Raw genomic sequence first — 25,473 nt, 5'->3', positions numbered from 1 at the left:
TCTCTTTGTTTCGCAACATGATATGGCCCGAAGAGTCGTGCAACTTTTCGGGCCAGATCTTGCTCTCATACCAAGATGCGAGGATGGCGACCCATATGCATCTTGGTATCACTGCCGGCCTGACTCTGCTGGCCCCGGCTTCGGCAAAAGGGCTTTGGCGGGCCCGGCGAGGATCAGAACAGCCGTCAGCGTGAAAATCACCGCCGCGATCCAGCTCGCGAAGGGGAAGGCCAGAATATCCCCTTCGTTGAGCAAGAGGCCGCGCCGGAGATTCTGCTCGAATTGCGGGCCAAGCACGAGCCCGATGACGAAGGGCGCGAGTGGGAACCCACCCCTGCGCAAGAGATAGCCTGCAATCCCGAAGAGAACCGCCACGACACCGTCGAGTGCATTGCCGCGCACCGTGATGGCGCCGACAAGCGAAAAGACGATCACACCCACCATGATGATCGGCTCGGGGATCGACAGGATCTTTCCAAAGGCCCGCACGATCGGGAAGGCGACGATCAGCATCACAATGTTGACCACGATGAGGACGACGAAGATCGCGTTGACCACGTCGAGATGTTCGCTCATCAGCCGCACACCCGGCGTAATACCGTGAACAACCATCGCCGAGAGCAGGATCGCGGTGACGACGTCGCCTGGAATGCCGAGAGCGAGCGTCGGAATCATCGCGCTTCCGGTGACCGCGTTGTTGGCCGATTCGGCTGCGATGAGCCCGTCCGGCTCGCCCTTGCCGAACTCATCCCGACGAGGCGATGCCTGTTTCGCCGACGCGTAGCTGATGAAGGCCGCGGTTGCCGCCCCAGTTCCTGGCAGGGCGCCGATGAGGCAGCCGATGAAGGAACTTCGCAGGAGATTGACGACGCGCCCTTTCCAGGCGGCAAGGCGCGGCAGGATAAGCCGTGCATTGGCGACCGTCGGCGCTCCGCCATGGGGCTCGGCGAGGCGGGAAAAGGCCTCCGACAGGGCAAAGAGCCCGATGACGACCGCGATGAGGTCGAGGCCGGCCGTCAGGAATTCGATGCCGAAGGTGAAGCGCGCAGCGCCCGTCACCGGATCGGTGCCGATCAGCGCGACGAAGAGCCCGGCCGCGCCCATGGCGAGCCCTTTGATCATGCTGCCGCGCGAGACGGCGGCAATGCATGTAAGCGCCAGGAGAATGAGCGCGAACACCTCGACCGAACCGAAGCGCGTCGCGAAACGCGCCAGTTGAGGCGCGGCCAGGATGAGCACAATGCAGGACAGGAGCCCGCCGAGAACGGATGCGGCCGTCGACCAGCCAAGTGCTTCGCCGGCCTCCCCTCTTTGTGCCATCGGGTATCCGTCGAGCATGGTCGCCGCCGACTGGGGCGTGCCCGGCGAGTTGATGAGGATCGCGGAAATCGATCCGCCATAGACCGAGCCGCAATAGACCCCGAGAAGGAGCGCGAGGCTTGGCACCGTCTCCATCCCAAAGGTGAACGGCAGGCAGATGGAAAGGCCGACGACCGAACCAAGGCCCGGCAACGCGCCGATGACGACGCCGAGAGACGTCCCGATCACGATGGCAAAGAGGGTTGCTGGAGAAAAGGCGTCGGCAAGAAAGGCGAAGTCGATCATTACAGGAGACCGCCCGGCAGAAGGATGGGAAGACGGATGCCGAGGATATGGTGGAACATGAACCACAGCCCGGGGCCGAGAAGAAGGAAGGCGGCCGCGAACGGCATCGCTTTACGTGTTCCGGTGAGGAACAGGATGACCGGCAGGCAGATGAGGACCGGCAGGAGATAACCCGCAAAGACGATGGCGATCGACAGGACGAGGGTGAGCGCCATCACCCCGGCGAGCGCAGAACCTTGCGAACTGTCTCGCACCCCCTCAGCTGGATCGCCGTTCGTTGCCGGCGACGAGGTCCGTGATCCGACGGCCTGCCGAAGGATGTCGGCAAGACCGAGCCCGACCCATGCGAAAAGGAGAATGCGTGGTAGGGCGTCCGGCGTGTCGCCGGCCGCGAGGTTGCCGCGCCCGCCTCCGGTGGTGAATGCCACGACCAGGAAGACGGCGCCGAGCAGGGTGAAACCACAGGAGACGAGAAAAGGGGCGGCGCGAAGCTGCGTCACGATGAGGGGCTCCGACAAGCCGACGCGCCGGCGCCCGTCTATCAGGGACGCCGGGGTCGAGATGAAGTGATGGGAACGGTACATCATAGGAACCGTGCGCCGTCGAGGAGACGGGCTGCTCCCCAAGATCCGCCCGCGAGATCGGCCGATGGCGCCCGGAAGACGACTTACTCCGTCAGACCGGCTTCCTTGAGGATCGCCCGGTTCTGCTCGGCATTCTTCGACACGAATGCAGCGAAATCTTCCGGACCGCGATACAGGATGCCAGTGTTCGTTTTCTCCGCCAGTTCCTCAAAGCGGTCGGTCTCGATCGCGGCCTTGCAGGCGTCGGAATAGCTGGCGAGTGTCGCCGGCTCCATGCCCTTTGGGGCGACGAGACCCTGCCACACCGAGAAGTCGAGCGCGTAACCGGCCTCGGTCATGGTCGGAACGTCTGGATAGGCCTCCAGACGCTCGGGCGCGAAGACGGCCAGCGCCTCGACATCGTTGTTTTCGAGCACGGTCGCCGTATCGACAAAGAGATCGATTTCACCGCCGGCCATCGCATTCATGGCAGGGCCCGTTCCGGCAAAGGGCAGATGAACGGCGTTGAGCCCGGCCGCAGACGAAAGAGCCGCCATGGCGAGATGGGGAATGGTACCCGGCCCCGATGAACCATAGACCACCCGGCCGTCCTGGCCGCGCGTCACCCAGTCCTCGACCGATGCGGCGTCGCCACCCTTTTTCTGAAGCAAGAAGACCGGTGTCGAGGTCGTCTGGCAGATATAGTCGAAGCTATCGGCGTCGTAGGAGGTGTCGCGCAGGGACGGCTGAATCGCGAGCGGGCCGATTGGAAGGTAGCCGACGGTCAAGCCGTCTGCCGAGGCATCGGCCGCTGCGGCCGCGCCGATGGTCCCGCTCGCACCGTCCACATTGCGGATGATCACCGTCCGGCCGAGAGCTTCGGCGAAACCAGGCTCGAAGACACGAGCGACCGTGTCGGTGCCGCCTCCAGCGCTGAAAGGAACGATCATTTCGACCGTCTGAGCCTGCGCGATGCCGCCGACCAACGTCATGGCAAGCGCAAGAGCGATGGGCGCTGTCTTCATGTTGTCCTCCCTGAAGATGTTCGACCCCTCCAATTGGGGCCTAAAGGTCCGGCAGACCGCCAGCCTGCACGAAGGCACGCGGCGAACCCTGCCATGGCCGCCGCCCGGCTCACTCCTCCCGGTTCGGCGAAACATCTGGTAAATCGTAGCGATACGAGATCGGATGTCAATCGGTGCAGGGTCGCAAACCGACGGCGCCCCTTGACACAGAATTGGTCTTGGCATCCTGCCCAACATGGACAATCGGCTTCCTCCCTACTCATCCTTGTCGTCGACCGCACAGCAGAGGCGATTGGATAGTGGGGCGGCGTTTGGCACTTTGACAAAAGTAAATCGTAGCGCTACGAAAATGCAAATCCGTCTGGGAGGGCGGAGATAATATGATTGGGAGGACCATCCACATGCTGACGCGGACACTGCTCGCCACCGCCGCGATCGTGGCGACTCTAGCCACGGCGAATGCCGAAACCTTGCGAATGGGGCACATCCAAGCACCCGGATCGCCCGCTGCAGAAGGCGCGAAGAAGTTTGCCGAACTCGCGAGCCAATATTCGGACGGCGACCTGACAATCCGTGTCTACCCTTCCGCGCAACTCGGCGATGTACGAAGCCTGGTCGGCTCGGTGAAGACGGGTGCGATCGATATCGCTGAAGGCACGTTCCCGCTGCTTGCCGACATCGTGCCGGAATACAATGTATACAATGCTGGATACTACTACGAGAGTTGGCCACAACTGAACGCCGTGATGGAGGCGGATGAATTCGGCAGAAGCTGGGATGAGCAGCTGACCGAGCTTTCCGGCATCCGGGTTCTCGGTGCCTTCTATTATGGCTCGCGGAACCTGACGACCAATGGCCTTCCGGCCAAGAGCCCTGCGGATCTACAGGGCAAGAAGATCCGATCGGTCCCCAACGAAATGTCCCTCGCCGTCGTTCGCGGTCTTGGCGCCCAGCCAACCCCTGTTCCCTTTTCCGAGCTCTTCCAGGCTCTCAGCCAGGGTGTCGTCGACGGGCAGGAAAATCCGCTCCCGACCATCGAGGCCGAGAAGCTCTACGAGGTCCAGGATCATCTCATCCTGACCAATCACCAGCTCATCACCCTCCCCTGGATCGTCAATGAACGCAGGTTCCAAGCGTTGTCAGAAGACAATCAGGACGCCCTTCTACGCGCCGCGAGCGAGGCGGCCGAATGGACCTCGCAACAGACCGTGACGGCCGAAGACGGTCTCGTCGACAAGCTGAGTGAACAGGGCATGCAGGTCGTCGCAGCAGAAGATGGCCTCGATCTGGACTCCTTCCGAAGCTCTGTGCAGGCCGAGGTGGAGAAAACCTTCGAAGGCAAGATCTGGCCGGCAGGTCTCGGACAGAAGGTGCTCGAAAAGGCCCGTTCAGCAGCGATGGCCGAAGCCGGCCAATGACCCACACCTCCATGCTCGCCGAGCCTGTCGGCTGGCGCCGCTCCCTGCGGCGCCCCGACCTCTTTCTCGCCGAGTTCCTCCTCATCGCACTCGTCGTCATCTCCTCGCTCGGGGTCTTCATGCGATATGTCATGAACACGCCGCTCGTCTGGACCGAGGAAATCAGCGGCATCGTCATCGTCTGGATGACCTTTGCAGGGGCGGTCGGCCTCACGCGGCAGAATCTCCACGCGCGAGTCGAACTTCTCGACGAGTTCCTGCCCAGCACCAGCCGGTTCAAGGCCGGTCTCGACATTCTGCTCGACATCGTCGCCGTCCTCTTTCTCGTGCCGGTCGTTATCGGTGGCTGGGACCTCATCGCCATGCTCAGTCACGAACGCACCCCAGCCTTGCGCCTGCCGATCGGCATTCAGCTCGCCGCGATACCGATCGCCGGCGCCCTGATGATCGCCTTTCTCTCGGCCAAGGTCGTCCGGGCAGGCATCGCGCTCGCTAGAGGGGCGAACCCATGAGCTTCGACGGCTTCCTCCTCTCCCTCATCGCGATCAGTCTCGTCGTCATTCTCCTGGGCATGCCGGTCGCCTTCGCTCTCGGCGCATGTGCCGTGGCCTATCTGCTCTACGAAGGTTTTCCCCTCACCCAGGCGGCACAGGAACTCGCCTTCTCCATCGACAAGTTCTCGATGTTGGCCATTCCGCTCTTCATGCTGGCCGGCCAGTTGATGAACGCGGCAAAGATAACCGATCGCATCTTCGACTTCGCCATGGCTCTGGTCGGACGCATTCCCGGAGGTCTTGGCCATGTGAACGTCGTCTGCAGCCTCGTCTTCGCCGGCATGTCCGGCTCGGCACTCGCCGATGTCGCGAGCCTTGGCTCCATGCAGGTCAACGCCATGAAGAAACATGGCTATGATGAAAAATTCTCCGTCGGCATCACGCTTGCCTCCTCCGCTATCGGTCCGATCCTGCCGCCGAGCATTCCTCTCGTCATGTTCGGTATCATCGCGCAGGTCTCGATCACCCAGCTTTTTCTGGGCGGCGTCGTGCCTGCTTTCGTCATTGCCGTCTGCCTGATGGGCTATGTCTTCTTCGTGGGCTGTCGCCGCGGCTATGTGTCGACGGAGCGCGTCACTTCGAAAGCGCTCGCCATCGCCTTCCTGAAAGCCGCTCCGCCGATGCTCACCCCGGTCATCATCGTCGGCGGCATGACGCTCGGCATCTTCAGCCCGACGGAAGGAGCGACGGTCGCCGTGCTCTACGCCCTCGTCCTCGGCGGTCTCGTCTATCGCGACCTGACGATCCGGGCGATCGGCGAGACATTGGCGAGCGTCACCGCTGCCTCGACGAAGCTTCTCTTCATCATCGCCAACGCCGTCCTGTTCGGCTGGGTTCTGACGATCGGAAACGTCCCGCAGACCACGGCCGAGGCGATCGCGACGACCTTCGACTCGCCGGCGATGTTCATCCTTCTGACGCTGGTCGCGCTGCTCATCCTCGGCGCCATCATCGAGAATGCGATCCTGCTTCTGATCTTGGCGCCGATGCTGGTCCAGGTCGGCGGCGCCCAGTACGGGCTCGATCCGATCCATCTCGGTGTGGTGATGGTCTTCGCCATCATGATCGGCCAGTACACCCCGCCTCTCGGCCTGTCCTTGTTCCTCATGCGGGATCTCACCGGCATGTCGTTCAGGCGCGTCAGCCTCTCTGTCGCGCCTTTTCTCATACCGCTGATCGTGGCGCTGCTGATCATGGCCTATGTGCCAAGCATCGTGACGGCCCTGCCCCACGCGCTCGGCTACTGACCCGACGCGATGGCCCGGCTTTTCCGTCGCGGCGAAGGACGGGCAGGCAAGACCCCAACCGACCAGAAGAAGACGCATCTTCCATGACCCGATCGATATCTGAACTTCGAAGCCAGCGATGGTTCGCCTCCAGCGACATCCGGGGTTTTGCCCACCGCCAGCGTACCCAGCAAATGGGGCTCAGACGCGAGGAATTCATGGGCAAGCCGGTCATCGGCATCATCAACACATGGTCGGAAATGAGCCCCTGCCACGCCCATCTGCGCGATCGGGCGGAGGCGGTGAAACGCGGCGTCTGGCAGGCCGGCGGCTATCCGGTCGAACTGCCGGCGCTCTCCGTCGGCGAAGTGATGGTGAAACCCACCACCATGCTCTACCGCAATTTTCTCGCCATGGAGGTCGAGGAGCTCCTGCGCTGCCATCCGATCGACGGCTGCGTACTTCTTGGAGGATGCGACAAGTCAACGCCCGGCCTTCTGATGGGCGCGATCTCGATGGATTTGCCTGCGATCTTCTGCCCGGCTGGGCCGATGTCGAACGGCCAGTGGCGGGGCGCCAAGACCGGCGCCGGAACCCATACCAAGACCTATTTCGACAAGTTGCGGCGAGGCGAGATCACCGCCACGGACTGGGTTGACCTGGAGAGCCGGATGACCCGCTCGGCCGGAACCTGCAACACGATGGGCACGGCCTCGACGATGACGTCAATCATCGACGCCATGGGGCTCACTCTGACCGGGGCTTCTTCGATCCCTGCGGTCGATTCGGGACACCCGCGAATGGCCTCGCTCTGCGGGGAACGGATCGTCGAGATGGTGTTCGAAGATCTGAGGCCCTCCTCGATGCTGACACGCGAGAGCTTTCTCAACGGGCTTGCCGCCTACATGGCGCTCGGCGGCTCCACCAATGCGGCGATCCATCTCCTGGCGATGGCCGGACGCGCGGGGATTGCCCTCAAGCTGGAGGATATGGCGCAGATGTCGGCCAAGATCCCGGTCCTTGCCAACCTGTTCCCGTCCGGCACCTATCTGATGGAGGATTTCCATTTTGCCGGCGGTCTCCCCGCCCTTCTGAAAAAGCTTAGCGATCATCTCCACTTCGACGCGCGGACCGTCGAGAACCGCACGCTCGGCGAAGCGATCGCCGCTGGCGAATGCTGGAACGACGACGTCATTCGCGATCTCGACACGCCCGTCGTCCCTCTGTCCCAAGGCCGGACCTTGGCATTGTTGAAGGGCAATCTCGCCCCGAACGGCGCCGTGGTGAAATCCTCCGCAGCCGATCCGAAATTTCTCAAGCACGAAGGCCCGGCGCTTGTCTTCGACGATCCCGGAACGATGATGCGCGTTCTGGACGACCCGGATCTCGACATTACGCAGGATACGGTCCTCGTCTTGCGAAATGCCGGCCCAGTCGGCGCGCCAGGCATGCCCGAATGGGGCAATCTGCCAATTCCCAAAGCGCTCTTGAAACGCGGCGTGAAGGACATTGTGCGGATTTGCGACGGACGCATGAGCGGAACCCATTATGGCACCTGCGTCCTTCACGTCTCGCCCGAGGCGGCGGTCGGCGGACCGCTCGCGCTGCTGCGGACAGGCGATATCGTCGCGCTCGATATCGAGGCAGGACGCCTCGACATGCGCGTAGCCGAGGACGAGCTCGAGCGCAGGCGCGCAGAACTCGCTCCCCCGCGCCCACTCTATGAAAGCTCGTTCACCGCGCTCTACCAGCGCCATGTGAGCCAGGCCCATGAGGGCTGCGATTTCGATTTCCTGTCGGGCGTTCGAAACCTACCCGAACCCGCGATCTACTGAAGGCCACCGCAATGACACATGACATGACCAACCGCTTTCGCCGCATGCTCGCCGAGCGCCGGGAGATGCCGCCACTCGGCACATGGCTGATGTCTGCCGCACCCGGCCCGTCGGAGGCGATCGGCCATTGCGGCTTTGACTTCGTGGTCGTCGACATGGAGCATGTGCCGGTCGAGGTCGCCCAGCTCCCGGAGATTCTAAGGGCCGTCGGCTGTACGCCAGCCGAGCCAGTGGTGCGCTTGCCCTGGAACGACAAGGTGACGATCAAGAAGGCGCTCGACGCCGGGGCGCAGACGATCATGATCCCCTTTGTCGAGACCGCAGAAGAAGCCCGGGCGGCCGTGGCGGCGGCGAAATATCCGCCCGTCGGCATTCGCGGCGTCGCAGCTATCCACAGGGCGTCCCGCTATGGCGCGCAGCCCGAATATCTGAAACGTGCCAACGACGAGACGATGGTGATCGTCCAGCTCGAGACACCGGAAGCGGTCTCCCGGCTCAAGGAGATCGCCGCCGTCCCTGGTGTCGATGCAGTCTTCGTTGGACCGGGAGACCTCTCGGCCGCCATGGGCCATCTCGGCGACATCGGCCACGAGGCTGTGCAGGCGGCCCTTCAAGCGGCGGCGAAGGAAGCAAGAGAAGCCGGGACCTTCATCGGTATCGTCGGCCCCAATCCGGCGATGGTCAAACAGTTTCTAGACTACGGCTACAGCTTCTCCGCGATGGCCTCGGACATCGCCATGATGACGGGCCGGGCTCGCGATTGGCTGGGCGAATTGCGCGGAAAACCGGTCGAGGCGTCGAAGACGACCGTCTCCGCCTACTGAAGCTCCAGATCGCTCGCCGGTTACGGAAGGGGCGGTTCATAACCCCCTTCCCCGTTACGCGCTGCCGCGCTCGACGATCACGAAGCCGGTATTGATTGCCGGCCGGGCGGGACGCGCGTCCTCTTCCACCGCCGCGAGCACGAGGCGCGCGATCTCCTCGCCGATGACGTCCCCGAAAGGTCGTATCGTCGTCAGCGACGGATTGCTGAAGGCGCTGAATTCCAGATCGCCGAAGCCAACGACAGAGAGGCGTTCGGGAACGGCGATGCCCCGGCGCATGCACTCGAAGAGAAGGCCGAGGGCGAGCGTATCGTTCGAGGCGGCCACGCCATCGATCCGGGCATTGATGGACAGGGCCTTTGCCAGCAGCGCCGCGGCGGCCTCGGTGCTCGCCGGCTTGATATGCTGGACGATCTCCGCCGCGATGCCGGCCTCCCGAGCCTCTGCGGCGAACCCTTCCGCGCGCTGCATGGCACGCCTGTCATCCTGCATCCGGGCTCCGAGAAAGGCCAAATGGCGCCGTCCCTTCCGGATGAGATGCCGGGCCTGCGCCCGGCCCACCTCGGTATGGGAGAAGCCTACGGCCAGATCCACCGGATCGGCGCCGAGCTCCCACATTTCGACAACGGGGCAGTCGGCGGCATGCAGAAGGTCGCGGGTCGGACGTGCGTGATGAAGGCCGGTCAAAACGAGGGCCGAGGGGGACCAGGACAGATAGGCCCGCACAAGGGCGAGTTCGGTATCGTCATCATAGTCGGTGTTGCCGAACATGACCTGGAACCCATCGTCTGAGAGCACTCCTTGCATTGCCGACACCGTCTGGGCGAAAAAGGCGTTGCGCATGGACGGAACGACGACCCCGACCACACGCGAGCGTGCCGCCGCAAGCCCCCCAGCCATCAGGTTAGGCACGTAACCAAGTCGTTCGATCGCATCATGGATCGCCACGCCCGCGCGCTTGGATACCGCTCCCGGTCTTCGGAGATAAAGCGAGACAGTCGAGGGCGAGACATTCGCCGCCGCTGCGACATCGCTCATCTTGATGGTCTGTCTGGTCCGGCGCGAACGCCGCGTTACCGGCTCGTCCACGTCCGCTCCGCGTCCTTCAAAGGAGCCCCCCTCTTACCCTGGCGGGACGAAAATTCGAACCGGATTCTCGCAATGGGCCGCAGGATGCTCATCCGGCTTCAGTCGCCGACGGCAATTCGATAGCGAGCGAGCGCTTGGAGATCGGGCTCCACCCCGATGCCAGCCGCGGACGGCACCGCCATGTCGCCATTGGCAATGGCCGGGAAGCCGATGATCATGTCCTCGCGCAGCGGGTTCGGGTTGGCATCGACTTCCAACAGCCCGTCTCCGCCCACGGCCGCGAGCAGGTGCAGGGACGCGACGAGACCGATCCCGCCGCCAAGCCAATGGGGGCAATAGGTCACGCCGGCCTCTTCCGCCGCCCGCGCGATCGGCAAGGTCGCCGACAGGCCGCCCCATTTCCCGATATCCGGCTGAAGAAAGCCAAGCGTTCCGCTCTGGATGAACGCGGAGTAAGCGCCTTCCCCTCGCACATTCTCACCGGCCGCGAGCGGGATCGGCGAATCATTTGCCAGACGCCGCCATCCATCCAGCCCTATGTCGGCCCTGATCGGCTCTTCCAGCCATCGCGGTCGATGGACGGAGAGCGCCTTCGCCATCTCGATCGCCGTCTCCACATCCCAGGCTTGATTGGCGTCCACCATGATGTCGGCCTGCGTTCCAAAGGTGTCCCGCATCGCTTCGAGATTGCGCAGATCACGCTCCCGGCCGAAGCCAAGTTTGATCTTGAAGCGTCGATAGCCCGCCTCGTGCTTGACGGCGGCCAAACGCTCTGGCCCATCTGCATTGAGCCCGCTCGCATAGGCTTTGACGAACGCTTTCGGCACACCGCCGAGACACAGATGAAGCGGCTTACCGGCGCGCCGCGCCACCATGTCCCAAAGCGCCAGATCGATGCCAGCGATCGCCTGAGCGATCGGGCCCGGCTCGCCGCTCTGGATCGCAAGGATTTCTGTCGCCCGCGTCAGGTGCAAATAGGCTGCCTCTGCGCTCTCGAAGCGTTGGCCCTCGAGCAGGGGCGACAGCACAGAGTTGACGAGCCGCGCCCGGTGCTCGGCGCCCACAGCGGGGAAATTGCACCAGACTTCGCCCCATCCCTGTGCGCCACTCTTGTCACTCACGCGAATGAACACCGCCGGCCGATCGCGCATCACGCCGAAGGACGTGACGACAGGCGTTTCGATCGGCACACGGAACACGTGGGGTTCGACGCGCTCGATCTCGATACTCGTCTCGATCGTCATGACACTTCTCTTCACTCACTGTGTTGCATCGATAGGCGACCGAGACGGTTTCACCCGGTGCGAGGCGGAGCAGTCGATTCGCGGACGACGAGGGAAAAATCGATCTCACGATGAAGCAAGGCGGGCTCTCCGGCCAACGTATCGACGAGATATTCACCCGCCCGCAGCCAGATCTCGTCGGTGGGCATATGGATCGTCGTCAGGCTTGGGCTGAAATGGCGGCTCCATTCGAGATCGTCGAAGCCGACCACCGACACGTCGTCGGGAACGGCGAGCCCCATCTTCAAGGCCTCCATCATCACGCCATAGGCGATGACGTCATTGCCGCAGACGATCGCGGTGGGTTGATCGCGTTGCGACAGAAGCGTTCGCGCGGCCTGTCGCGCGTCGTCGAGGTTGTAGTTCACCTGAAGCATCCAGGCTTCCGGTGGCGTTGCGTCATGAAGCGCAAGCTCTTCCAACACGCCGCGAAGACGGGCTTGGGCACGATCGTTGTTGCGCTGCATGGCTGCGACGATGCCAACGCGCCGATGACCGAGATCCATCAGATGTCGTGTGATCCGCCGTCCGGCCGCAGCGTTGTCGACCCCGATCGAGGCGTAAGGCTTCGTCGGATCATAGACACCGACGTTCACATAGGGAATCGACTGGCCCTGCAAGAGGCGCCGCAGGTCGGGGTGGCGCTTGTCGCCACGCAGGATGAGCCCATCGATCCCCCGGCTGACCAGATTGCGGGCCTGCTTCAACTCGACATCGAGATCGTATTCGTTGGTCGCGAGAAGGAGGAGATAGTCCTTCGTCGCGAGATGAGATTGGAGCGCCTGGAGCCCCTGCGCGAACATGGCGTTATCGACAGTCGGAACGATGGCGCCGATCGTGCGGGTGCGACGGGAGGATAGCGCTCGTGCGGACGCGTCCGGGATGTAACCGATCTCCTCGATGATCGTGCTGATCTTGGCCCTGAGTTCTGGACTGACCGAGGCCGGATTGTTGAGAGATCTCGAAACGGTCGCCGTCGATACGCCAGCCGCCTTGGCGACTGCTCGTATCCCGACAGCGCGTGCACGACCGCTAGCGCTCTCCGCCCTGCGATCGAGTGGTTTCGAGTGAATCGGTTTCATTCTGCGGTCGACCGGCCTTTCGAATAGTTCCTACTGATGCCAATCGATAGCTCTGCCTCCGGACGCATGCAACGGTTGCATGCGAACAGGAACCTCGGTCGCGATCCAGTTTGGCAAAGCGATGTGATTGACAGGGCATCGATCGAACGCGTATGTAACCGGTTACAAGAACATTCGCGACAAGCGGAGCAGTGACGCTCAAAAACGAGCCGAACAGGGAGGATCAATCATGAAAAGCAAGCTTAGTCACACCAGCGCGCTGACGGCGGCAATCGTCATCGGGGCTGGCGCCATTCCGGCCTCGGCCCAGGACTTCGACTGGAAGGCCCATGAAGGCGACACGGTCACCTTTCTCGCCAACAACAATCCAATCGCGAACGCGATCCTGAAATATACCGACGACTTTGAAGCGAAAACGGGCATCACACTGAAGGTGGATTCCTATCAGGAACAGCAGATGCGTCAGCGCCTGCTGACGGTGCTGAACGCCCGCTCCGACGAGGTCGACGTCTTCATGACCCTGCCCTCCCGCGAAGGACGCCAGTTCGCCGCCGCCGGCTGGTACGCGGACCTTACTCCTTTCACACAGGACTCGGTTGCGCCCAAATACCAGTATGACGATCTCGGCAAGGCGCTGGTCGACGCCGCGACCTTCGACGGTACGTTGACAGGCATCCCCCTCAATATCGAAGGGCCGGTCCTTTATTATCGCACCGATCTCTTCCAATCCTGCGATATCCAACCGCCATCCAGCATCGCGGACATCGAGGCGGCGGCCGAGGCTCTGAAGGGCTGCGAAGCGGCATCCGGCATCACGCCCTTCGCCTCGCGTGGCCTCAAGCCGGCTCTGCCCTATACGTTCAGCAACTTCCTGCACAATATGGGCGGGGAGTACATGGCGGACGGCAAGTCCAACCTCTGCTCGGTAGAGGGCAAGGTGGCGCTCGAATCCTACGCCTCGCTTCTTAGGGACTACGGCCCTCCCGGCGTCGTCAATTACAGCTTCTATCAGCTCACCTCGCTCTATCGCGAAGGTCGCTCGGCGATGTCCTTCCAGTCCTCCAACGAGTTTCCCTCCGTCATGGAGGGGGGCGCACGGCTGAAGGACACGGCTATCATTCCGCTGCCGGCCGGCGATGGCGGATCACATCCGACCGCCATCGGCTGGGCCCTCGCCGTTTCACAGTTCAGCGAAAATCCTGACGCAGCGTGGTATTTCATCCAGTGGGCGACAAGCCCGCAGATGCAGGCCAAACTGGCATTGGAAGGCATTGCACCGCCCCGCGCTTCGGCCTCAGACGACGAAGCCTATAAGGCGTGGCTCGCCGAGGAGCCGCTTCGCCAGGAATGGCAGAAGGCACTCGACGATCTGGCCAAGAACGGCACCTCCGAGGTTGGATATCCGATCGTGCAGAACCCGGAGTCGCGCGAATATATCGGCCAGGCCGTCGACGATATTCTCCTCGGCACAGCCACGGTCGAAGAGGCCTGCGCAACGGCCGACGAGCAACTGAACGCCCTGATCGAGCGCGAATAAGGCCGGCAGAAGCGGATCACGGCGCCCATCGCCGCGCGGCCGCTCCTTTACGTGCCATCCCGCTCAATGCCGTCCGCCACGCCTCCCGGCGGGCGGCTCCCCTCACGCTGTCCCGGCGAACCCCATGTCACATCCGCAATTCGCGTTGCCCCAAGGCTTTCAGGCCGTCATCATCGGCGGCCTCGGAGGCATCGGCGGGGCCATATCGACGCTCCTCCTCGATCTCGGCGCCCGCGTAACTGCCACAGGCGTCATGTCGGCCGAACTCGAGACGTCACCGCTCGCCGGACGTGACGGTTTCGAGGCGAGCGTCCTCGACGTCACCGACGATATCGCCATGGCTTCCCTGGCCGACCGGTTCGGGACGCTCGATCTGCTGGTCAATTGCGCCGGCATATTGAGGCGCGACGCCGAGCACGAGATGTCAGTCTTCCGGCAAGTCGTCGAGGTCAATCTGACCGGCACCTTCAGCGCCTGCTGCGCCTTCCGCAAAGCGTTGGCAGCCGCCAAAGGCTCGATCGTGAACATCGCATCGATGAACGCCTATTCCGGTCTTCCTCGCCTTCCTGCCTATTGCGCCAGCAAGGGCGGCGTCGTGATGCTGACCAAGAGCCTCGCTCTCGCCTATGCCGACGACGGTATCCGGGTGAACGCGGTCGCCCCCGGTTTCATCGAAACCGCGATCAATGCCGATGGCCGCAAGGACGCGGCCCACTACCAGAGGATCGCGGCACGCACCGCCTTCGGACGCTGGGGCCAGCCGGACGAGGTGGCCGGCGCGGTGGCTTTCCTCGCCATGCCCGCCGCCGGCTATGTGACCGGCAGCGTCTATGCCGTCGATGGCGGCTTTCTCGCAGGCTGAGGCTCCATGATCATGACCACTGCTTCCAATCCACGCTCGGCTTCCGGCGCGATCTCGCCGCGCCTGCAACTCGCCAGCCTTTCGGCGCCCTCGGTGATCTTTACCGTGGCGATGATCGCTTTTCCGTTCGGCTACACGATCTGGCTGAGCCTGCAGACCTTCACCGCCACCGGCATGACCCGATTTGCGGGGGCCGACAACTACGTGCGCATGATCAGTGACGAGCAGTTCTGGAATGGGCTGACCATCACCTTCTATCTCTATTTCCTCTCCCTTGTGCTCCAACTCGTCTTCGGCACGGTTCTCGCCCTCCTGATGTTCCGGGCCAAGAAGCTGCCGGGCATCGTGCGCTCGCTCTTCATTTCGCCTTTCATGATGCCGCCAGTCGTCGCCGGCATGATGTGGCTTGTGATCCTGGATCCCTCGCTCGGAGCGGCGAACTATATTCTGACGTCTTTCGGTCTTCCGCCGTCGAACTGGCTGGCATCGCCTGCCTTCGTCGTACCGACGCTGGCGCTCATCGACACCTGGCAGTGGAGCCCCTATGTCGCGCTGATCGTTCTCGGCGGTCTTCAGGCCCTGCCACCTAGTGTCTACGAGGCCGCGGAAATCGACGGCGCTTCGGGTTGGCAGGTGCTGTGGCGGATCACCCTGCCGCTTCTTCTGCCGACGCTCGCCACGGCGACGATCCTGAGAAGCGTCGATCTCCTGAGGTTCTTCGACCTTATCTACATCACCACCCAGGGCGGCCCCGCCAACGCATCGACCACCCTCAACATCTACGGCTTCCGCATGGGCTTCGAGTTCTTCCAACTCGGCTATGCGAGCTCGCTGATGGTGACGCTGTCGATCATTGTTCTGGGTGCCGTCATCGTCCTCAACCGCGTTCGCAACGCCGTTGCCTGGTAGGAAAAGGGAGGACCGAGACCTTGTCCGATGCCGCACCGAGCGACCGCTCGCTCCAGATTCTCAACACCGTGCTTCTCGTTCTCGCCGGTTGTGTGGTGATGGTACCGACCCTGTGGATGGTCGCCTCCTCCTTCAAGCAGTCCTTCGAGGTGACGGCTTACCCGCCGACGATCATCTTCACGCCGACGCTCGACAACTACGTCGCGCTCTCCGAGACGACGCCCTTCCTGCACTACGCTTTCAACTCCATGATCGTCACGATGGCCTCGACCGCCCTCGGGCTGATCCTCGGAGCGCCGGCCGCTTTCGTAGCGTCCTGGACCCGCATCACCTGGCCGGCGATCGTCACGCTCGTCGCCCGGATGGCGCCGGGCACGCTTTTCCTCCTGCCCTGGTATGTGATGTTCAGGCAGGTCGACATGATCGGCAGCTACTGGTCTCTCATCCTGACCCATGCGGTGATCACCATGCCGATCGTCATTTGGGTCCTGATCCCATTCTTCGACAACATTCCCCGAAGCGTCTACGAGGCCGCCCAGGTCGATGGCTGCTCCCCGGCCCGCGTTTTCTGGCGGATCGCCCTCCCCCTCGTCACCGCCGGACTGGCGGTCTCCGCCATCCTCGCTTTCGTCTTTTCCTGGAACTACTTCCTCTTCGCGCTCGTCCTGTCGAATTCCGACACCAAGACGCTGATCGCCGCCTCCTTCAACTTCATCGGCGAAGGCTCGACCAATTGGGGCGCCCTCATGGCCGCCGCAACGCTGATCGCCCTCCCGCCGCTCATCCTCGCCGTCATCGTCCAGCGCTGGCTCATTTCCGGCCTGACGCTCGGCGCCGTGAAAGGCTGACACCGATGTCCAACACCCATCCACCGATGCGCGCCGCCTGTTTTCACGGCTCCGACCGCATCACCATCGAAACGGCACCGCGTCCCGAGCCCAAGGCAGGCGAGGCCGTTCTGCGCGTCATGAGGACGGCGCTCTGCGGCTCGGACTTCAAGCTCTGGCACCAGGGGTCGGACCATATCGCAGGGCATGAGATCTTCGGCCGTGTCGACGAGCCGGGCCATGCGATGCAAGGAACGCGCTGCGCGGTCTACATTCCCGAGCATTGCGGCCATTGCGACGCCTGCGAGGCGGGCGACACCCAGATGTGCCTGACCGTCTCCTCGCTCATCGGATGGAACCGCGACGGTGGATATGCCGAATTCGTCCGCGTCCCCGACAACTGCCTTCTACCGGTGCCGGACGACATCGAGGACGATCTCGCTCCACTCCTTCTCGACACGATAGGGACATCCGCCCATGCGGTTCGCGAGGCCGGGCGCTTCGTCCCCGCCGAGGCGAAGAGGCCCGTTCTCGTGACGGGTGCGGGACCCGTCGGCCTGGGCGTCGTCATCGCCCTCAAGGCGCTCGGCTATGGCGAGGTCTTCGTTTCGGATCCGAATGGCGAGCGCGTCGCGATCGCTCGTTCCTTCGGCGCAAAAGACCATCCGGTCGGCAGTCGCGAGACGCGCTTTGCAGCCATTTTCGAATGTTCCGGGGCTCACGCCGCCCGCAACCTCGCCATCGAGCTCGTCCTGCCCAAGGGGGTCATCATCCTCGTCGGCGAAAACGCGGCCCCCTGGACGATCACCGAAGACAAGATTTTCCGGCGCAAGGATTTCGCCATGCTGCGGACCTTCTATTTCCCGAAGGGCGACCTCCAGCCCAATATCGAACTGCTGCGCGCCCACCGCGACGCCTATCGACGCCTTGTCGATGAGAGATTCCCGCTGGATACCTTGCCGGAGCGCTTCTCGCATTTTGCCCAAGGGCGATCGATCAAACCTGTCCTCGCTTTCGCAGGAGACGTCTGATGGCCTCGATCTCCATGCGCTCCCTGGTCAAGACCTATGGCGACTTCACCGTCATTCCGGGCCTCGACCTCGAAATCGCGGATCATGAATTCGTCGTCCTGGTCGGCCCCTCCGGCTGTGGCAAATCGACCCTCCTGCGGGTCCTTGCCGGTCTCGAGCGGATCAATGGCGGCGATCTGTATATCGGAGACGACCGGGTGAACGACGTACCGGCGGCCCGGCGCGACATCGCCATGGTCTTCCAGGACTATGCTCTCTACCCCCACATGACCGTGCGACAGAACATGGCCTTCGCGTTGGAAATGCGCGGCATGGACAAGGCGGAGATCGAGACCCGGGTGAAGCGCGCCGCAGGTCTGCTCCACATCGAAGATTTTCTCGACCGTCGTCCAAAGGCGTTGTCCGGCGGCCAGCGCCAGCGCGTGGCCATGGGTCGCGCCATCGTGCGCGATCCGAGGGTCTTCCTCTTCGACGAACCGCTTTCCAATCTCGATGCCAAGCTGCGCGCCCAGGTGCGCGCGGAGATCAAGGCGCTCTCCCAGCAGCTCCGCACCACGATGGTCTTCGTGACCCACGATCAGGTCGAAGCGATGACCATGGCGGATCGGATCGTCATCATGAAGTCCGGCATCATCCAGCAGGTCGGTAGTCCCGAAGACGTCTACGAGCGACCCGCCAATCTCTTCGTCGCCGGCTTCATCGGCTCTCCGGCCATGAACGTCCTGCCGGTCACCGTGGCTGGTGACAGGCTCGTGCTGAGCAACGCTCGCTCCGTCCAGATCGCAAGTCTCGGCAGTAAACGTCCGGCCGCGCTCATTGAGGGGGCAACAGTTGATCTCGGCATTCGGCCGGAGCATTTCGAGGTGGCGCCGGACGATCCGAATGCCATCGCCGTGACGGTCGATCTCGTCGAGCCGCTCGGCTCCGATACGCTAATTCACTTCAAGCTTGCCGAGATCAATGCGATCGCGAGGGTTTCGCCGGATCTGCGGCCGAAACCGGGCGACAGCCTATCTCTCTCGCCGGTCCCCGGCAAGATCCATCTCTTCGAGCGGGAGACCGGCGAAGTCATCCGCTAGCCGGCCGTACCACAGAAACGAACAGGCTATCGACCCGCCATCCGGCTTGATGCCGGTGAGTCGGCAGCCGCAGGGCGCGCAAGACGCCGTCAGGCCGCAGACGACGCTCGCGAGGCGCCACGGCCGCCCTATGCAAGACCCAAGGAGCTTCCCATGACGATTTCCGGCCTCAAGGATCAGAGCCTCTTCACCGCACGCTGCCTCGTCGGTGACACATGGATCGCGGCGGAGAAGGGAACCGGTATCGCGGTCACGGATCCGGCCGACGGCTCGCTCGTCGCCGAAGTGCCGAGCCTTTCCGTCGAGACCATTCGCGCGGCCATCGACAAGGCCGAGGTGGCCCAGGTCGAATGGGCCAGACGCACCGCGAAGGAACGCGCGTCGCTCATCCGGCGCTGGTACGAACTCATTCTCGAAAATGCCGACGACCTTGCCCGTATCCTCACCGCCGAACAGGGCAAGCCACTGGCGGAGGCCAAGGGCGAGATTGTCGCCAACGCGGCCTATCTCGAATGGTTCGCCGAAGAAGCCAAGCGCGTCTACGGCGACATCGTTCCGCCGCCGGGCGCCGACCGCCGCGTCCTCGTCATGAAGCAGCCGGTAGGGGTCTGCGCCGCGATCACGCCTTGGAATTTTCCAAACGGCATGATCACGAGAAAGGCCGGCCCCGCTCTCGCCGCCGGATGCACCATCATCGTCAAGCCGGCCTCGCAGACGCCGCTTTCGGCCCTGTCTCTCGGTGTGCTTGCAGAGCGCGCCGGAATTCCGGCCGGCGTCTTTCAGGTGGTGACCGGCAAGGCCAAGGACATCGGCACCGAATTCAGCCACAATCCGAAAGTCGCCAAGATCAGCTTTACCGGATCGACGGAAGTCGGACGCTGGCTGATGCGCGAGGGCGCTTCGACCATCAAGCGCCTGTCACTCGAACTCGGCGGCAATGCGCCCTTCATCGTTTTCGAGGATGCCGATCTCGATGCGGCCGTGGCCGGTACGATGATCGCGAAGTTCCGCAATTCCGGCCAGACCTGCGTCTGCGCCAATCGAATCTATGTCCATGAAAGCTTGGCAGACGCCTTCGCCGAAAAACTGGCGGAAGCGGCTCAAGCCCTCAAGGTGGGACGTGGCACCGAGGACGGCGTCACCCAGGGTCCGCTGATCGACGCGGCGGCCGTCGAAAAGATGGAGGAGCATCTCAAGGACGCGCTCGATCGCGGTGCGCGACTTGTCTCCGGCGGCTCGCGCCACGAACTCGGCGGCACCTTCTTCGAGCCGACCGTCATCACCGACGTCACCCAGGACATGCAACTCGCTCACGAAGAGACATTCGCCCCGCTCGCCCCGATCATCCCCTTCAGCGACGAGACGGACGTGATCGCCAAGGCGAACGACACCGAATTCGGTCTCGCCGCCTATTTCTACACGCGCGACCTCGCCCGCATGTTCCGCGTCGCAGAAGCGCTCGAAAGCGGCATCGTCGGCGTCAATTCCGGTCTTATCGCCAATGAGATGGCGCCATTCGGCGGTTTCAAGCAGTCCGGGCTCGGACGCGAAGGCTCGAAATACGGCATCGAGGAGTATCTCGAGACCAAATATATCTGCGTCGCGGGCCTATGAGCGAGGAAGCAACCTGCTTCGACCCACAAGGTCGGCGTGTCGTCTGTCTCGGTCTCGCGGCTTTCGACTATCTCTGGCAGGTGGTCGAATTGCCCGAAGGCACGAGCGCCAAGGTGCGGGCGCACGACTTCCTGACCCGGGGCGGCGGCATGGCAGCGACAGCGGCCGTGGCGGTCGCCCGGCTTGGCGGCGAGGCCGCCTTCTGGGGCCGGGCCGGCCAGGACCGCGAAGGCGAAGAGATGAAGGCAGAACTCGCCACAGAGCGCGTCGATGTCGACGCGTTTCGGCTTTTTGCCTGTGGCCGTTCATCGATTTCCGGTGTCTTCGTCGACCCGGCAGGCGAGCGACATATCGCCAATTTCCGCGGCGAGGCCCTGCCGGTCGAAGCCGATTGGTTGCCCCTCGCGGACCTGAAGAGAGCTGGCGCCCTCCTCGCCGATCCGCGTTGGCCGGAAGGGGCCGAAGCCGCCTTCAGAAGTGCGCGAGACAAAGGCGTTCCGACGGTCCTTGACGCCGACGTCGCCGATCGCGAGGTGTTCGAACGACTTCTCCCATTGACCGACCACGCGATCTTCTCCGAGCCCGCCCTCGCCGCCTTTGCCGGGCGGAACGAGGCCGATGCCCTGGCGGCCGTTGCCCGACATGGCTGCCGGATCGCGGCCGTCACCAAGGGCAGCGCTGGCGTCTCCTTTCTGGAGGCCGGCAATTTTTCCCATCTGCCGGCCTTTGACCTCGAGGTCGTCGACACGACCGGGGCGGGTGACGTCTTCCATGGCGCCTATGCGCTCGCCATCGCCGCCGGCCTTTCGATCCACTGCGCCATGGGCTTCGCGGCGGCCGCCGCCGCGCTCAAATGCACCCAGCCCGGCGGCCGGCAAGGCATTCCGACATTCGATGAAACGATGCATTTCTGGAGTTCGAACCAATGACCACGATCGGCAAGATCCGAGGACTGACGCGCCTGTGCGACGACGACGGACACTTCACCATGGTCGCGCTCGACCAGCGCCCCCCGCTGATTGCCGCGATCGCGAAGGCGAAAGGCATCGATGCCGCGAAGGTCGGCTTTGACGACATGCTTGCCGCAAAGCGCCTCCTGGTGAAGGGCCTCGCCCGTGACGCGAGTTCCATGCTGCTCGATCCCAATTTCGCCCTGCCCGCCGCCATAGACATCTTGCCGGCCAAGACCGGGCTGATCGTGACCCTGGAAGAGCACCGCTTCGAGGAGACGTCCGACGGCAGAAAATCCCGCTCGATCGACAACTGGACGGTGGAGAAGATCCGGCGCCTCGGCGGCGACGCGGTCAAAGTCCTCGCATGGTACCGCCCCGACGCCTCGCCGGAGGTGCTGGCTCATCAGAAGGCCTATGTGCGGACGGTCGGCGCCGAATGCCGCCGCCACGACATTCCCTATGTGCTGGAACTCCTGGTCTATCCCTTCCCGGAAAGCGCCAATCATACGACCGACTACGTGGAATCGGCCGACAAGCGGGCCGAACTCGTCATCGACAGCGTGAAGGAATTCGCCAAACCCGAATATGGCGTCGATCTCTTCAAACTGGAAACGCCGGTCCCCGGCGCGACCTTGCCAGAATTGGGCGACGACACCGCCTCGCGCGATGCAGCTTCGGCCTTTGCTGCGGTGGGCTCCATCTGCCGCGACGCCGGCATTCCGTGGGTCATGCTATCCGGTGGTGTTGCGCCAAGCCAGTTCGAACGGGTGCTCCGCTATTCCTATGCGGCCGGAGCGCAAGGCTTTCTCGCCGGTCGCACGATCTGGCTCGATGCTGTGGAGTCAAGCTTCCCAGACGAAGACGCAGTTCTGGCGTCGCTGGAGAGCGACGGGAAGCAGCGTCTTGCCTCTCTGACCGCGCTGACCCGAGAATCGGCAACGCCCTGGCGACCAGACTATGATTTCTCGGATATCGCCAGGGAAGGCGATCTCGCGACCATCTACGCCTGACATGCCTCGCATCAAAAAGCCGGCGGCGTCGCATGGGTGCCGTCGGGCAGCATTGACGTGCTACTGAATTTTCATCCAGCGGCGAGGAGAGCCTCTTCCGCTTCTGATCTGCACCCAAGAAACTGGACCGTTCTGAATTGGAGTTTTCCGCGATAGCATCCCTGGTCGGGAGGAGCGGAGAGCGATGAATGCATCGAAGTTTTCGGACGCGCAGAAGGCGTTCATTTTGAAGCAGGGAGCTGACGGCATGCCGGTGGCGGAGATCTGTCGGCGAGCTGGGACCAGTCAGGCGACCTACTTCAACTGCAAAAAAGAAGTACGATGGTCTGCTGCCGACGGAGATGAAGCGGCTGAAGCAGCTCGAGGATGAGAACGGCAAGCTGCGCAAGTTGGTCGCGGACCTGTCGCTGGACAAGGAGATGCTTCAGGACGTCATCCGCGGAACTCTTTAAGGCCTGGTCGCAAACGCGAGCTGGTGACGGAGACGTGCAGGTAATGGGGTGTATCGATCAGGCACGCCTGCCGGGTTCTGGAACTCGACACCTCGACCTGCCACTACAGATCTCGTTGCCCGACCAGGCCGGCTTGGCAGCTCGGATCAAAGACATCTGTATGACCCGCGTCCGGTATGGCTGCCGACGGGTCCATGTACTGCTCCAGCGAGAGGGCTGGACCGGCAACATCAAGCGAACCTACCGGATCTACAGGGATCTCGGTCTGCAACTGAGGAACAAGACACCGAAACGGCGGGTGAAGGCGAAGCTGCGTGGGTGACCGGCGGCAAGCGATCGCTCCGAACGAGGTCTGGGCCATGAACTTCGTCCACGATCAGCTTGCGACGGGCAGGAAGATCAGGGTGCTGACAATCGTCGACACGTTCTCCCGTTAGGTGCCGGCCCTTGACCCGCAGTTTAGCTACCGCGCCGAGGACGTTGTAAAAACGCTTGAGCAGATCTGTCCCGTCGTCGGTTATCCCAAGACGATCCGCGTCGATCAGGGTACCGAGTTCGTGTCCCGGGACCTCGAACTGTGGGCCTACACGAAGGGCGTGACGCTCGACTTCTCACGGCGGGGCAAGCCGACGGACAATGCCTTCATCGAAGCCTTCAACGGCCGTTTCCGGGCGGAATGCCTCAACCAGCACTGGTTGCTGACACTTGCCGACGCTACGGAAAAGTTGGAGGATTGGCGCAGATACTACAACGAGGAGCGTCCACATGGGGCGATCGGGAACAAGGTCCCGATCTCGTTCATCAATCCCGACGGTGCCACCGGCCCGCCGTCGTGACGAAGCTGGGAAACTCCAGCTTCCAGCGATCCAGAGAATGGGTGCGGATCACGATCATTGGCACTTGGCATCAATGAGCGATTTCGACAAAATCCATTTAGGTAGATTGCCATGGGCTGAGCGGGTGTTACATTCGTCGTAGAGAGTCGCAGTCGACGACAAATTATTTCAATAGCTTAGCGCCAACTGAGCTTGCAGGTCAGAATCCTGCCGCCCCAGCCAATCTGACACATTCAGAGCTCATCTTGAAAATCAGCGCGTAGCTAGAACGGTCTCCTTCTGAGCCCTCTTGATGTTCGTCGGTTTCTTTTGGCGAAGCGATCGAATGATACTGACCGGACGATTGAACCGGCCCTGCTTGTCGCTTCTCATTGGCTCTGGCGCTCGTCTCGTCTGTCATGGCTCCTCCTCAACGGAGCCACTCAAGCCCATACTCTTGTGTCAGGAAACTCTGCTCTGGGAAAAGCGCCGCCAAAAGATTAGTGCGGTCGTTGCATTCGAAACCCTCTTCGTAAGAGGCATCTTTTCCATAACCGTCTATGCGCAAACGAGTTTTGAGCACGAATTTCGGGTTCGAGACCGCCAGCCGAAGGAACGTCGTCCGGTTCGCATCGTTGTCCTTCACAACGCCTGATGAACGGGCAGGAAGGAGATTTCATCATGGTCGACAAGCACGAAGCCAAAGGCGCGGTGAAAGAAGCCGCCGGCAATGCTCGCGAGGCTGCAGGCGACGCCATCGACAACCGCGAGATGGAAGCCAAGGGCAAGGCTCAGGCGAGCGAAGGCAAGACCGAGAAGAATGCCGGCAAAGTGAAGGATGCCGTCAAGGATCAGACCTCCTGACGTGAAGGACCGCACAAATGGACGGATACGTATAGCGAAAGGCCCGTCGGCTTCGGCGGGCTTTTTTTGTTTTCGGCCCTTACTTCTATGATTGACGACTGCCTGGAGCGAACGGTCTTTCTCGGCTGAAATGAGCTACTCCGGTCATGTCCTGATCGCGGTCGGGGCGGATCTTGACCGCCCGACCGGTCTTCCTCGCCGCCAGCGCGGCGACAGCGCAGAAGAGGTTCATCTGGCTTTCCTTGCCGCCGAACCCGCCGCCCATGCGCCTGACATTCACCGTCACGGCATTGGAGGGAACGCCCAGCACATGGGCCACCATATGCTGGGCCTCGGACGGATGCTGGGTCGAGCAGTGGACGACCACGTCGTCATCCTCGCCGGGGATCGCGAAGGCGATCTGGCCCTCGAGATACATGTGGTCCTGCCCGCCGATGGTGATGGTGCCATCGATGAGGCGCGGCGCGGCGCGGCGGCAAAGGCGGGGTCCACATCGCCGCGTTCGAGCTTCAGCGGCGGCGCCACATAGGGATAGCCGGCCTCGCGCGCCGCGCGCGGATCGAGGGCGAAGGGCAGCTCCTCGCAATCGACCTTGGCCAGAACAGCCGCCCAGCGCGCTGCGTCCCGGGTTTCGGCGATCACCGCAAAGAGCGGCTGGCCGTGAAACTGGATTTCTTCAGTCGGAAAGACCGGCTCGTCATGCTTGCCTGTCGGGCTGATGTCGTTGGTTCCGGGAATGTCGTCGACGGTCAGGACGTCGACGACGCCGGGCGCGGCCCTCACGGCGGACAGGTCGAGACCGCGAATACGGGCATGGGCGACCTGCGACAGGCCGAGATAGGCGTGGAGCGTACCCTCCGGCTGGGCGATGTCGTCGGTGTAGTCCGCCCGGCCGGTGACATGCTTGGCGGCGCTGTCATGGATGCGGTCGCGATAGACGGTGCCGGAAATCGTCGCGTGGTCTCCGTCCAGGATGGCCGATAGGGTTGCGCTGTCTTTCATGAGCTTCTCCTCCC

General features: G+C 62.9%; 22 protein-coding genes and 2 pseudogenes. 16 read left to right on the top strand and 8 right to left on the bottom strand.

The genetic code is table 11. From position 1 onward, the window contains the following. Window positions 1–108: 108 nt before the first annotated feature. The 3 genes from B9A15_RS04285 to B9A15_RS04275 form a co-directional block, all read right to left on the bottom strand. Window positions 109–1,605: a tripartite tricarboxylate transporter permease gene (locus tag B9A15_RS04285; RefSeq protein WP_084408780.1), complete on the bottom strand. Its 1,497-nt coding sequence runs from the start codon at window positions 1,603–1,605 to the stop codon at window positions 109–111. Next, window positions 1,605–2,192 carry a tripartite tricarboxylate transporter TctB family protein gene (locus B9A15_RS04280; protein ID WP_139798192.1) on the bottom strand — a complete coding sequence of 196 codons (588 nt, stop codon included), beginning with the start codon at window positions 2,190–2,192 and terminating at the stop codon, window positions 1,605–1,607. Before B9A15_RS04280 ends, B9A15_RS04285 begins: the two co-directional genes overlap by 1 nt. Window positions 2,193–2,272: 80 nt before the next feature. Beyond that, complete coding sequence (locus tag B9A15_RS04275) at window positions 2,273–3,193, bottom strand: Bug family tripartite tricarboxylate transporter substrate binding protein (RefSeq protein WP_170923164.1); 921 nt, start codon at window positions 3,191–3,193, stop codon at window positions 2,273–2,275. 401 nt (window positions 3,194–3,594) lie between these two features. On the opposite strand from B9A15_RS04275, the gene B9A15_RS04270 reads away from it, so the two are divergent. The 5 genes from B9A15_RS04270 to B9A15_RS04250 all read left to right on the top strand — a co-directional run bounded on the left by B9A15_RS04270 (window position 3,595) and on the right by B9A15_RS04250 (window position 9,050). Next, window positions 3,595–4,611 carry a TRAP transporter substrate-binding protein gene (locus B9A15_RS04270; protein ID WP_170923163.1) on the top strand — a complete coding sequence of 339 codons (1,017 nt, stop codon included), beginning with the start codon at window positions 3,595–3,597 and terminating at the stop codon, window positions 4,609–4,611. Continuing rightward, entirely contained in the window at window positions 4,608–5,123 is a 516-nt protein-coding gene (locus tag B9A15_RS04265) for a TRAP transporter small permease (RefSeq protein ID WP_084408776.1), read from the top strand. Before B9A15_RS04270 ends, B9A15_RS04265 begins: the two co-directional genes overlap by 4 nt. Next, window positions 5,120–6,412: a TRAP transporter large permease gene (locus B9A15_RS04260; RefSeq protein ID WP_084408775.1), complete on the top strand. Its 1,293-nt coding sequence runs from the start codon at window positions 5,120–5,122 to the stop codon at window positions 6,410–6,412. The genes B9A15_RS04265 and B9A15_RS04260 overlap by 4 nt, the downstream gene beginning before the upstream one ends. Before the next feature lie 83 nt (window positions 6,413–6,495). Beyond that, a complete protein-coding gene (gene araD, locus B9A15_RS04255) occupies window positions 6,496–8,226 on the top strand; it encodes an L-arabinonate dehydratase (protein ID WP_084408774.1) in 1,731 nt (576 codons plus the stop codon). An 11-nt stretch (window positions 8,227–8,237) separates the two neighbouring features. Beyond that, complete coding sequence (locus B9A15_RS04250; RefSeq protein WP_084408773.1) at window positions 8,238–9,050, top strand: HpcH/HpaI aldolase family protein; 813 nt, start codon at window positions 8,238–8,240, stop codon at window positions 9,048–9,050. Between the two features lie 54 nt (window positions 9,051–9,104). On the opposite strand, the gene B9A15_RS04245 is transcribed toward B9A15_RS04250, so the two are convergent. The 3 genes from B9A15_RS04245 to B9A15_RS04235 form a co-directional block, all read right to left on the bottom strand. Next, window positions 9,105–10,088 carry a LacI family DNA-binding transcriptional regulator gene (locus tag B9A15_RS04245; protein WP_084408840.1) on the bottom strand — a complete coding sequence of 328 codons (984 nt, stop codon included), beginning with the start codon at window positions 10,086–10,088 and terminating at the stop codon, window positions 9,105–9,107. A 149-nt stretch (window positions 10,089–10,237) separates the two neighbouring features. Next, on the bottom strand, window positions 10,238–11,383 hold the full coding sequence (locus B9A15_RS04240) for a mandelate racemase/muconate lactonizing enzyme family protein (RefSeq protein ID WP_084408772.1): 1,146 nt from the start codon (window positions 11,381–11,383) through the stop codon (window positions 10,238–10,240). 50 nt (window positions 11,384–11,433) lie between these two features. Further along, on the bottom strand, window positions 11,434–12,504 hold the full coding sequence (locus tag B9A15_RS04235) for a LacI family DNA-binding transcriptional regulator (RefSeq protein ID WP_084408771.1): 1,071 nt from the start codon (window positions 12,502–12,504) through the stop codon (window positions 11,434–11,436). A gap of 229 nt (window positions 12,505–12,733) precedes the next feature. Here B9A15_RS04235 and B9A15_RS04230 point away from each other — a divergent pair, with 229 nt between their 5' ends. The 10 genes and pseudogenes from B9A15_RS04230 to B9A15_RS23945 all read left to right on the top strand — a co-directional run bounded on the left by B9A15_RS04230 (window position 12,734) and on the right by B9A15_RS23945 (window position 23,614). Further along, on the top strand, window positions 12,734–14,041 hold the full coding sequence (locus B9A15_RS04230) for an ABC transporter substrate-binding protein (protein ID WP_084408770.1): 1,308 nt from the start codon (window positions 12,734–12,736) through the stop codon (window positions 14,039–14,041). A gap of 124 nt (window positions 14,042–14,165) precedes the next feature. Continuing rightward, the gene (locus tag B9A15_RS04225) at window positions 14,166–14,903 is read left to right on the top strand and encodes an SDR family NAD(P)-dependent oxidoreductase (protein WP_084408769.1); all 738 of its coding nucleotides are present in this window, start codon (window positions 14,166–14,168) and stop codon (window positions 14,901–14,903) included. A gap of 12 nt (window positions 14,904–14,915) precedes the next feature. Further along, complete coding sequence (locus tag B9A15_RS04220; protein WP_084408839.1) at window positions 14,916–15,812, top strand: carbohydrate ABC transporter permease; 897 nt, start codon at window positions 14,916–14,918, stop codon at window positions 15,810–15,812. Between the two features lie 20 nt (window positions 15,813–15,832). Then, window positions 15,833–16,660, top strand: a complete 828-nt coding sequence (locus B9A15_RS04215; RefSeq protein ID WP_084408768.1) for a carbohydrate ABC transporter permease — start codon at window positions 15,833–15,835, stop codon at window positions 16,658–16,660. A 5-nt stretch (window positions 16,661–16,665) separates the two neighbouring features. Beyond that, window positions 16,666–17,670: an alcohol dehydrogenase catalytic domain-containing protein gene (locus B9A15_RS04210; RefSeq protein ID WP_244556783.1), complete on the top strand. Its 1,005-nt coding sequence runs from the start codon at window positions 16,666–16,668 to the stop codon at window positions 17,668–17,670. Next, window positions 17,670–18,749 (top strand): ABC transporter ATP-binding protein, encoded by a 1,080-nt coding sequence (locus tag B9A15_RS04205; RefSeq protein WP_084408767.1) that lies wholly within the window; start codon window positions 17,670–17,672, stop codon window positions 18,747–18,749. The genes B9A15_RS04210 and B9A15_RS04205 overlap by 1 nt, the downstream gene beginning before the upstream one ends. Window positions 18,750–18,902: 153 nt before the next feature. Then, complete coding sequence (locus B9A15_RS04200) at window positions 18,903–20,363, top strand: NAD-dependent succinate-semialdehyde dehydrogenase (RefSeq protein WP_084408766.1); 1,461 nt, start codon at window positions 18,903–18,905, stop codon at window positions 20,361–20,363. After that, on the top strand, window positions 20,360–21,292 hold the full coding sequence (locus tag B9A15_RS04195) for a PfkB family carbohydrate kinase (protein ID WP_084408765.1): 933 nt from the start codon (window positions 20,360–20,362) through the stop codon (window positions 21,290–21,292). Before B9A15_RS04200 ends, B9A15_RS04195 begins: the two co-directional genes overlap by 4 nt. Continuing rightward, the gene (locus tag B9A15_RS04190) at window positions 21,289–22,326 is read left to right on the top strand and encodes a tagatose 1,6-diphosphate aldolase (RefSeq protein ID WP_084408764.1); all 1,038 of its coding nucleotides are present in this window, start codon (window positions 21,289–21,291) and stop codon (window positions 22,324–22,326) included. Before B9A15_RS04195 ends, B9A15_RS04190 begins: the two co-directional genes overlap by 4 nt. Window positions 22,327–22,510: 184 nt before the next feature. Then, window positions 22,511–23,614, top strand: a pseudogene (locus tag B9A15_RS23945) (IS3 family transposase). A gap of 199 nt (window positions 23,615–23,813) precedes the next feature. On the opposite strand, the gene B9A15_RS22430 reads toward B9A15_RS23945, so the two are convergent. Then, window positions 23,814–24,014, bottom strand: a complete 201-nt coding sequence (locus tag B9A15_RS22430; RefSeq protein WP_139798191.1) for a hypothetical protein — start codon at window positions 24,012–24,014, stop codon at window positions 23,814–23,816. 260 nt (window positions 24,015–24,274) lie between these two features. Between B9A15_RS22430 and B9A15_RS04165 the strand changes: the two genes are divergently transcribed. Next, entirely contained in the window at window positions 24,275–24,457 is a 183-nt protein-coding gene (locus tag B9A15_RS04165) for a CsbD family protein (RefSeq protein WP_084408760.1), read from the top strand. A 142-nt stretch (window positions 24,458–24,599) separates the two neighbouring features. Here B9A15_RS04165 and B9A15_RS04160 read toward each other — a convergent pair. Then, window positions 24,600–25,459: pseudogene (locus B9A15_RS04160) on the bottom strand (molybdopterin cofactor-binding domain-containing protein); the annotation flags it as partial. Window positions 25,460–25,473: the final 14 nt, after the last annotated feature.

The organism is Fulvimarina manganoxydans, assembly GCF_900176465.1.
Lineage (GTDB): Bacteria > Pseudomonadota > Alphaproteobacteria > Rhizobiales > Rhizobiaceae > Fulvimarina > Fulvimarina manganoxydans.
Note: the sequence above shows the minus strand (reverse complement) of the source record. Positions and strands in the feature narration are given on the sequence as shown.

Coding starts and splice junctions, on each gene's coding strand:
- B9A15_RS04285 (WP_084408780.1), bottom strand. CDS start 1,605: ATGATCGACTTCGCCTTTCTTGCCGACGCCTTTTCTCCAGCAACCCTC.
- B9A15_RS04230 (WP_084408770.1), top strand. CDS start 12,734: ATGAAAAGCAAGCTTAGTCACACCAGCGCGCTGACGGCGGCAATCGTC.
- B9A15_RS04250 (WP_084408773.1), top strand. CDS start 8,238: ATGACACATGACATGACCAACCGCTTTCGCCGCATGCTCGCCGAGCGC.
- B9A15_RS04195 (WP_084408765.1), top strand. CDS start 20,360: ATGAGCGAGGAAGCAACCTGCTTCGACCCACAAGGTCGGCGTGTCGTC.
- B9A15_RS22430 (WP_139798191.1), bottom strand. CDS start 24,014: ATGACAGACGAGACGAGCGCCAGAGCCAATGAGAAGCGACAAGCAGGG.
- B9A15_RS04265 (WP_084408776.1), top strand. CDS start 4,608: ATGACCCACACCTCCATGCTCGCCGAGCCTGTCGGCTGGCGCCGCTCC.
- B9A15_RS04225 (WP_084408769.1), top strand. CDS start 14,166: ATGTCACATCCGCAATTCGCGTTGCCCCAAGGCTTTCAGGCCGTCATC.
- B9A15_RS04270 (WP_170923163.1), top strand. CDS start 3,595: ATGCTGACGCGGACACTGCTCGCCACCGCCGCGATCGTGGCGACTCTA.
- B9A15_RS04260 (WP_084408775.1), top strand. CDS start 5,120: ATGAGCTTCGACGGCTTCCTCCTCTCCCTCATCGCGATCAGTCTCGTC.
- B9A15_RS04190 (WP_084408764.1), top strand. CDS start 21,289: ATGACCACGATCGGCAAGATCCGAGGACTGACGCGCCTGTGCGACGAC.
- B9A15_RS04205 (WP_084408767.1), top strand. CDS start 17,670: ATGGCCTCGATCTCCATGCGCTCCCTGGTCAAGACCTATGGCGACTTC.
- araD (WP_084408774.1), top strand. CDS start 6,496: ATGACCCGATCGATATCTGAACTTCGAAGCCAGCGATGGTTCGCCTCC.
- B9A15_RS04275 (WP_170923164.1), bottom strand. CDS start 3,193: ATGAAGACAGCGCCCATCGCTCTTGCGCTTGCCATGACGTTGGTCGGC.
- B9A15_RS04245 (WP_084408840.1), bottom strand. CDS start 10,088: ATGAGCGATGTCGCAGCGGCGGCGAATGTCTCGCCCTCGACTGTCTCG.
- B9A15_RS04165 (WP_084408760.1), top strand. CDS start 24,275: ATGGTCGACAAGCACGAAGCCAAAGGCGCGGTGAAAGAAGCCGCCGGC.
- B9A15_RS04200 (WP_084408766.1), top strand. CDS start 18,903: ATGACGATTTCCGGCCTCAAGGATCAGAGCCTCTTCACCGCACGCTGC.
- B9A15_RS04240 (WP_084408772.1), bottom strand. CDS start 11,383: ATGACGATCGAGACGAGTATCGAGATCGAGCGCGTCGAACCCCACGTG.
- B9A15_RS04280 (WP_139798192.1), bottom strand. CDS start 2,192: ATGATGTACCGTTCCCATCACTTCATCTCGACCCCGGCGTCCCTGATA.
- B9A15_RS04210 (WP_244556783.1), top strand. CDS start 16,666: ATGTCCAACACCCATCCACCGATGCGCGCCGCCTGTTTTCACGGCTCC.
- B9A15_RS04235 (WP_084408771.1), bottom strand. CDS start 12,504: ATGAAACCGATTCACTCGAAACCACTCGATCGCAGGGCGGAGAGCGCT.
- B9A15_RS04220 (WP_084408839.1), top strand. CDS start 14,916: ATGACCACTGCTTCCAATCCACGCTCGGCTTCCGGCGCGATCTCGCCG.